Source organism: Streptomyces sp. URMC 124 (assembly GCF_051386455.1).
GTDB lineage: Bacteria > Actinomycetota > Actinomycetes > Streptomycetales > Streptomycetaceae > Streptomyces.
The window spans coordinates 25,677-31,766 of sequence record NZ_JBPQTS010000079.1 but is presented as its reverse complement, the minus strand read 5'-3'; the positions used below and the strand labels follow the sequence as shown (position 1 = coordinate 31,766).

Sequence of the window (6,090 nt, the reverse complement as noted above, 5' to 3'; positions counted from 1 at the left end):
GGGGCGGGGCGGCGGCCGGCGGACCGTTCGTCCCGGGTTCCGGCTCGGCGGTCCGCGGATCGGTCGGCAGATCGATCGGCGGATTGGTCGGCGGGGCGCACGGTGGTCACCTCTCCCTCTGCAGTACGGACAGCGCGGCGATGAGCTCGACCTGGTGGTCGGGGGTGACGTCGAGGGCCTCGAGCGGGGCGGTCCGGCGGTCGCGCTCGGCGTCGAGCACGCCGCCGAGGCACTCGGCCAGGAGCTCTCCGCCGCGGTCGCGCAGGCGCAGGGCGCCCTGGGCGCCGAGCAGTTCGGCGAGGCTCTCCCCGGCCGCGCGGGCGGTCCTGCCGCCCAGCAGGGCGGCGGCCAGCAGCGCGGCGGTCCGGTCGGCGTCGAGGCCGGCGCCCTTCTCGGCGGCCCGCACCTCCTCCTCCGCGACCTCCTCCAGGCAGCGCCGCCAGCGGCGCACGGCGACGCCGATCCGGCCGACGGCCCCGTCCGGGTCGCGCGGGGCGAGGACGGCGTCCGCGGCCGGGTCGCCGGCGCAGGCCGCCGCGACCTCCTCGTCGGCCGCGGCGACGGCGCAGCCGACGAGGGCGGCGAGGGAGGCGGTGAGCGCACCGAGCAGCTCGTCGGAGGTGCTGTCGTCGGGGTGGCCGCGCCAGTGGGTGAGGGCGTCGCCGGCGAGGGCCTCCCCGGCGGCGACGCCGCACCGCACGCGCTCGGCGGCCCTCCCGTACGCGTCCTCCACGCGCTGCATGAGCCGGACGGCGGCGGCGTGCTGCAGGGCGGCGGCGCCGGCGAGCCCGGGCAGCCGGGATCCCAGGGAGGCCAGCAGCCCGGCGACGGTGCGGGCGGAGGCCACGGCGCGGGCGGCGGGGTCCTGGGCGCGCTGGTGGAGCCAGCCGCGCAGCCCCGCGACGGCGGTGTCCGGCAGCAGTCCGGTGCCGCCGGCCGTGGACTCGGGGAGCTCGGGGATGGTGAAGCGCGGCACGTCGCCGAGGCCCGCGGCCGCCAGCAGCGCGCCGTAGTGCCGGGAGACCTCGGTGGCGACCTGGTGGGGCACCCGGTCCAGGACGGTGACGAGCGTGACGTCGTACTCCTTGGCGGTGCGCATCAGGTGCCAAGGCACCGCATCGGCGTACCGGGTCGCGGTGGTGACGAGTACCCAGATGTCGGCGGCACAGATCAGCTCGGCGGCGAGATCGCGGTTGCGCGCGACGAGGGAGTCGATGTCGGGGGCGTCGACGAGGGCGAGCCCCGGTGACATGGCGCGGTCGGTCTCGATGCGCAGGGAGGGCGGTTCGGCGGCGTCGTCCTCGTCGCCGCGGCGGCCCTCGGGGTCGGTGTCGTAGAGGGTGGTGAAGTCCTGGGCGGGCACCCAGACGCGGCGCAGCTCGGGCAGCACCCGCTGCCCCGCGAACCAGTGGTGGTCGTCCGGGTGGCAGATCAGCACAGGCGTACGGGTCGTCGGCCGCAGGACCCCCGCCTCGGTGACCCGCCGCCCCACCAGGGAGTTGACGAGGGTGGACTTGCCCGCCCCGGTCGATCCCCCCACGACCGCGAGCAGCGGCGCTTCGGGGGCGCACAGGCGGGGCACCAAGTAGTCATCGAGTTGCGCCAGGAGTTCGGCACGGTTTCGGCGGGCGCGGGCGGCGCCGGGAAGGGGGAGGGGGAAGCGTGCGGCGTCGACACGGTCACGCAGTGCGGACAGTGCGTCGAGCAGTCGGGGCCGTACTTCCAAGGTCGCCACACGTGCAGAATGCCCAATTCTGGTGTGATTTTGAAGCGTATAGGCCATGGCGCGCGAGGCGTGGCGCACGGGGCTCAGGCATAACGAGTACACAACACCCGTCGCCTGGGGCGTGAAAAACGGTGCAAGATTCGTACCCGCCTGCGATTATCAGGACCGCTTCACTAAACCTCCACATCGTGGCACGGAGGTGAAGCAACCGGGACGAGGTGAGCGGAGCCCTATCCTTGTCCCCGGCAAGGTCACGGCACCACCGAGCCCGGGGCTTCAGCCGTCCGCGACCGCCGCACACACCGGCCCCCGTAGCTCAGTGGATAGAGCAGGCGCCTTCTAAGCGCTTGGCCGCAGGTTCGAGTCCTGCCGGGGGCGCTCGGTCCACACCGCACGCCCCTCCCTCGGGAGGGGCGTTTTTGCTGGTCAGGTGCCGTTTGGGTGGGCCGTCAGGTGCTGTCGTGGCGGGTCGGGCCGGTCTTGATCCGGGCGGCGCGGTCCGGCTGGATCTGGTCCCGGACGGATGTCGGCGGCTGTTCTTCCCGAAAACTTCCCGAAGTTTTGCTCGTCAGTCCGTGGCGGGCGCGGCAGGCGGGGCGGGAAGCCGCTGGGGCCCCTCGATCCGCCGTTGCAGGTCCGCCAGCTGTCCTGTGATGCAGCGGGCGTAGGTGGCGAGGAGGACCGGGACGCTGTTGCCGGCCCACTCGGCGACCTGGGCGGGCGGGACGCCATTATTGAGCCAGGTCGTCAAGCAGGTGTGCCGGAGGTCGTAGACCCGCTTGCCGACGGGCGAGTCGTACTCGTGCCCGGCGAGGACGGCCTTGCGGGCCTTGTTCCAGGCTCGACGGAAGACCGAGCCGGCGAGCAGATCACCCTTCTCCCCGGCAAAGAGGAGGTCGCCCGGTTTGAGGTCATCCCGCTCCACCAGGCTGCGGAGGATCGCGACGAGGGCGGGGTGGGCCGGGACGGGGCGGGTATCACCGGCAGCCCGGCCTTTCAGCTTGCGGGTCTCGTGGACCGCTCCGTCGTCGGTCCAGGCGCTGCCGACCTCGGGCTCGGCGGTATGGACGAGGAGCTCGCCCCAGCCGGACTCGGGCAGTGTGGCGGACTCGACCCGTAGCGCCACGGCCTCCTCCGGGCGCAGTCCTGCGTAGTACAACGCGGCGAAGAACACGTGGAGGCGGTAGCCGGATCGGGGTCGGGCGGCGATCCAGGCGAAGAGGAGGGCGACCTGGGTGGGGTTGAGGAGGGACCGCTTGTCGATGGCCTGAGCCGCCTTGGGCGGGGCGTTCTCATCCTTGCCCTTGGGCAGAGGGTTGACGTTGAGAATCCTCTGCCGGATGGCGTACTTGATGACCACGTTCAGAATCCGCCGCTCGCGGTTGACCGAGCTGGCCGCCGCGGGCTTCCCGCTCAGGAGCGTGTTGAGCGCGAGCATGACGTTGTCCACGTGCTTGGTGTCCTCCCAAGCGCTCATGGGCATGGAATTGCGCTGGACCCAGGAGAGGATGGTGCGGACAGCGGGCGGAGCTTCGTCGCGGCGGAGCTTGTTGAACGCGTACTCGCGCAGGGCTTTGCGCACCTCGATCGGGGCGAACTGCTTCGGTTCGGCGCGCAGCAGCGCGATGGTGACCTTGGTCAGAGCCTTGGCGGTGTTCTTGCGGTTGTTCGCCGAGATGCGAGCCCACTTCATGTCGACGTACTGCAGGGCGAACTCGTACCAGGTGGTCACGGCAGCCGGCGTGGCGTGCGAAACCGGCCTCCCCGTCTCCATGTCGAAGGGCTCGCCGTTGTTCGCGGCAACGAGGAGCGAGGCGCGGAAGGAATCCGCGAGGGGGCTCGTCTTGTAGGTCTCCCCGTGCCGTTTGCCGTTGACGGACCAACGGACGGTGTAGGTGGTGCCCCGCTTGCCCTCGTAGATCTCGGTCTCGTAGAAGCGGACTTTGAAGGACCGGGTCGTCATGCGTGGTCCTCGCAGTCGGTGAGCCAGTTGTCCAGGTCGCCCCGGCGAATGCGCAGGGCTCCGTTCGGGAGCCGTATGCAGCGCGGGGCGCGCCCCTTCTGGCGCCAGTCGTAGAAGGTCGAGCGCGCGATACGCAGTTCCTCGCACAGCTCGTCGACGGTCAGCTTGTCGCCGCTCTTGCGGCCACGGGTCGTCATCGCACGGCCGCCTCTCGGGCGGCTTTGCGCCGGGCCGCGGAGAGGCCGATCTCTGCGGCTGGCCCGGCCGCCCCGCGGAGGTGGGATAAGCCGCCATCCGGTCCGTGATGGCTCGTGTGGCCGGCCGTACCGGTTCCGGCGAACCCGGGCACCGAGGAGTGGTCGTTGTGGTGCATCCTGGGGGCACCTCCTGAATCCTGAACGGGATGGGGAGGCCGGGGCAGCGGGACTCTTTGGCGGATGACCGCTGCCCCGGGCGAAATCAGAAGCGCTGGGTGCGGCTCCACTCGCGGTACTGGCGGCGGACGTACCTGCGGCAGTCCTCGGCGGTGACCACGTCGGAGCCCCTAAGGCTCAGTCCGGTGTGCGTGACGTCGTACTCGGCCAGCTGTCGTGCGGCGTTGGCTGCGGCATCAACCGCAGTAGCGGCCACTTCCGGCGCGTACGTCGCCGCTTCCTCGATCGCGATGCGGTCGAAGACATCGGCTTTCCGTAGCCAGAACTCCCGGCCCTGCTCCGTGCCGAAGCGGCGGCGGATCTGAGCCTGCCTGAGCACGAAGACGATCTCCGGGAGAAGGCGCGGGGCTCCTGCGTACGCGGCGGCGGGATCCGTGGCGTGTGCTGCGTCCGTCACTGCTCCGCCTCCGGCTCCTGGTCCGTCCGGGCGGTGAGGAGTACGTGGTGGAGTGCCATCTCGGCATGCTCGCCGTAGGCGTACGCGCAGTCCGCCAGCCCGAGCAGGGCGCCTTCGCTGCGCCCCGTGAACCGCGCCACCCGACGCGCACCGACGTGCGAGCGCAGCAGGGCCAAGCGCCGTTGGCTGGGCCAGTGTCCGAGGTCGCCGCGAAAGTCCGGCAGGGGCTCGTCGGGGAGCTCGTAGTGGTCGGTCTGGTCGCGCTGGAGCTCGACGTACCGGGGGCGGTATCCCTTGATGACCGTCAACAGGGCGCTCGCCGTGCCGTACGCGTACGCGAGGGCGAGGTTCTCGTACAGGTCGGTGGTCACGTGCTGGTGGGCCCTGCTCAGGGCGCGGATCTGGCTCAGGACGACGTCACGGGGGCTGATCTTGTACTCCCCGCTGATGTTCACGTCACCGCTCACCGTCTGCAGACGTGCCGGCTCGACCTGCCACGCGGCGACCGCGGCAGCCTGGTGCGCGAGGCGGCCCTCCCGGGCCGCGGCGCCGAGGGCGAACACGCTCGCCGTTAAGTCGTCGTACCACGCGATGGTCGGGGTGGGCATGGGCTTCCTCCACTGTCGGAGTCCGGACCGGGCTGTCCGGCCCTCCGCACGCCTCCAGGCTCCTCACGAGGCTGGAGCCGCACGGGGAGCCGTCAGACGATGGCCGACGCTGCCGAGCCGTCCTCGCGGCACTGGAATAAGAGCGTGCGGAGATCGCTGCCCACCACCGCCTTCAGGCGCTGCTCGATCGCCAGCCAGGAAACGGGGTCGATGGCCATCAGCGCTGCGATGGCCGCCGGTCCTTTGCCCTCCTCGATGGCCGTGAGCGCGTCGCGGAGTTCGCCCGACGCCATCAGCGAGATGGGCTGCGGGGCGGAGCAGTTCTGCTCGGACATGGGGTGATCCCTTCGGGTCACTTGCCGACGCTGGGAATCGCGTGGCCGATGGACGACATGACTTGGTCGATGGAGCCGGCGGCTCCGGTGCGGCTGAGGTAGTAGCCGAAGAGAATGGCGACCGTGGCGCCGCCGATGCCGACGGACTTCGAGCGGATGAGCATCGCCAGAAGAAGGCCGAACAGCACGAGCGCGGAGATGGAGAAGGACATCGGGAGGCTCCTCGGAGAAGTCAGCGTCGGGCCTTACCGGTGCCATCGCGGTGGATCTCGACGATGGAGTTGTAGAGCCGCCGCCCGGCACGCAGACGCATGCCGTATCCCTCGCAGCGGCGGCATGCGCGGCCTCGCTTGAGCCGGCCGCTGCGGGTGCGCCGGATCATGGCGCCCCAGCCTTCGCACTTGCGGCAGGCGCCGAACGGGCTGGCGGCGCAGAGAAGGGCGTAACAGAGTGCGATGAAGATCAGGCCGGGCATAGCGTTGAACAGGGAACTCATCAGAACCCTCTCCAGATGGATTTCGGGCAGCGCTCGGCCAGCACCACTAGGCGCTAGAGCGCAGGTCAGTGACACGTTCTGGTGCTAGTGGGGGTGCTAGACCTAGCGGGGGCGCCGCTAGGTCTAGCGGC

8 protein-coding genes and 1 tRNA gene are annotated in these 6,090 nt (G+C 71.0%); 1 reads left to right on the top strand and 8 read right to left on the bottom strand.

Features of this window, described 5'->3' with window-relative positions; translation table 11 throughout:
- Window positions 1–106 precede the first annotated feature (106 nt).
- Window positions 107–1,726: a dynamin family protein gene (locus ACSNOG_RS18235; RefSeq protein ID WP_436753705.1), complete on the bottom strand. Its 1,620-nt coding sequence runs from the start codon at window positions 1,724–1,726 to the stop codon at window positions 107–109.
- 305 nt (window positions 1,727–2,031) lie between these two features.
- On the opposite strand from ACSNOG_RS18235, the gene ACSNOG_RS18230 reads away from it, so the two are divergent.
- Window positions 2,032–2,104, top strand: a tRNA-Arg gene (locus ACSNOG_RS18230).
- A gap of 190 nt (window positions 2,105–2,294) precedes the next feature.
- On the opposite strand, the gene ACSNOG_RS18225 is transcribed toward ACSNOG_RS18230, so the two are convergent.
- The 7 genes from ACSNOG_RS18225 to ACSNOG_RS18195 form a co-directional block, all read right to left on the bottom strand.
- Window positions 2,295–3,689 (bottom strand): tyrosine-type recombinase/integrase, encoded by a 1,395-nt coding sequence (locus tag ACSNOG_RS18225; RefSeq protein WP_436753701.1) that lies wholly within the window; start codon window positions 3,687–3,689, stop codon window positions 2,295–2,297.
- On the bottom strand, window positions 3,686–3,886 hold the full coding sequence (locus tag ACSNOG_RS18220; RefSeq protein ID WP_436753700.1) for a helix-turn-helix transcriptional regulator: 201 nt from the start codon (window positions 3,884–3,886) through the stop codon (window positions 3,686–3,688). Before ACSNOG_RS18220 ends, ACSNOG_RS18225 begins: the two co-directional genes overlap by 4 nt.
- Window positions 3,887–4,148: 262 nt before the next feature.
- A complete protein-coding gene (locus ACSNOG_RS18215) occupies window positions 4,149–4,520 on the bottom strand; it encodes a hypothetical protein (RefSeq protein ID WP_436753699.1) in 372 nt (123 codons plus the stop codon).
- A complete protein-coding gene (locus tag ACSNOG_RS18210) occupies window positions 4,517–5,128 on the bottom strand; it encodes a hypothetical protein (protein WP_436753698.1) in 612 nt (203 codons plus the stop codon). The genes ACSNOG_RS18215 and ACSNOG_RS18210 overlap by 4 nt, the downstream gene beginning before the upstream one ends.
- A gap of 92 nt (window positions 5,129–5,220) precedes the next feature.
- Window positions 5,221–5,463, bottom strand: coding sequence for a hypothetical protein (locus tag ACSNOG_RS18205; RefSeq protein ID WP_436753697.1), 243 nt, complete (start codon window positions 5,461–5,463; stop codon window positions 5,221–5,223).
- Window positions 5,464–5,480: 17 nt separating this feature from the next.
- Window positions 5,481–5,675, bottom strand: coding sequence for a hypothetical protein (locus tag ACSNOG_RS18200; protein WP_436753696.1), 195 nt, complete (start codon window positions 5,673–5,675; stop codon window positions 5,481–5,483).
- Window positions 5,676–5,695: 20 nt separating this feature from the next.
- Window positions 5,696–5,959 (bottom strand): hypothetical protein, encoded by a 264-nt coding sequence (locus tag ACSNOG_RS18195; protein WP_436753695.1) that lies wholly within the window; start codon window positions 5,957–5,959, stop codon window positions 5,696–5,698.
- Window positions 5,960–6,090: the final 131 nt, after the last annotated feature.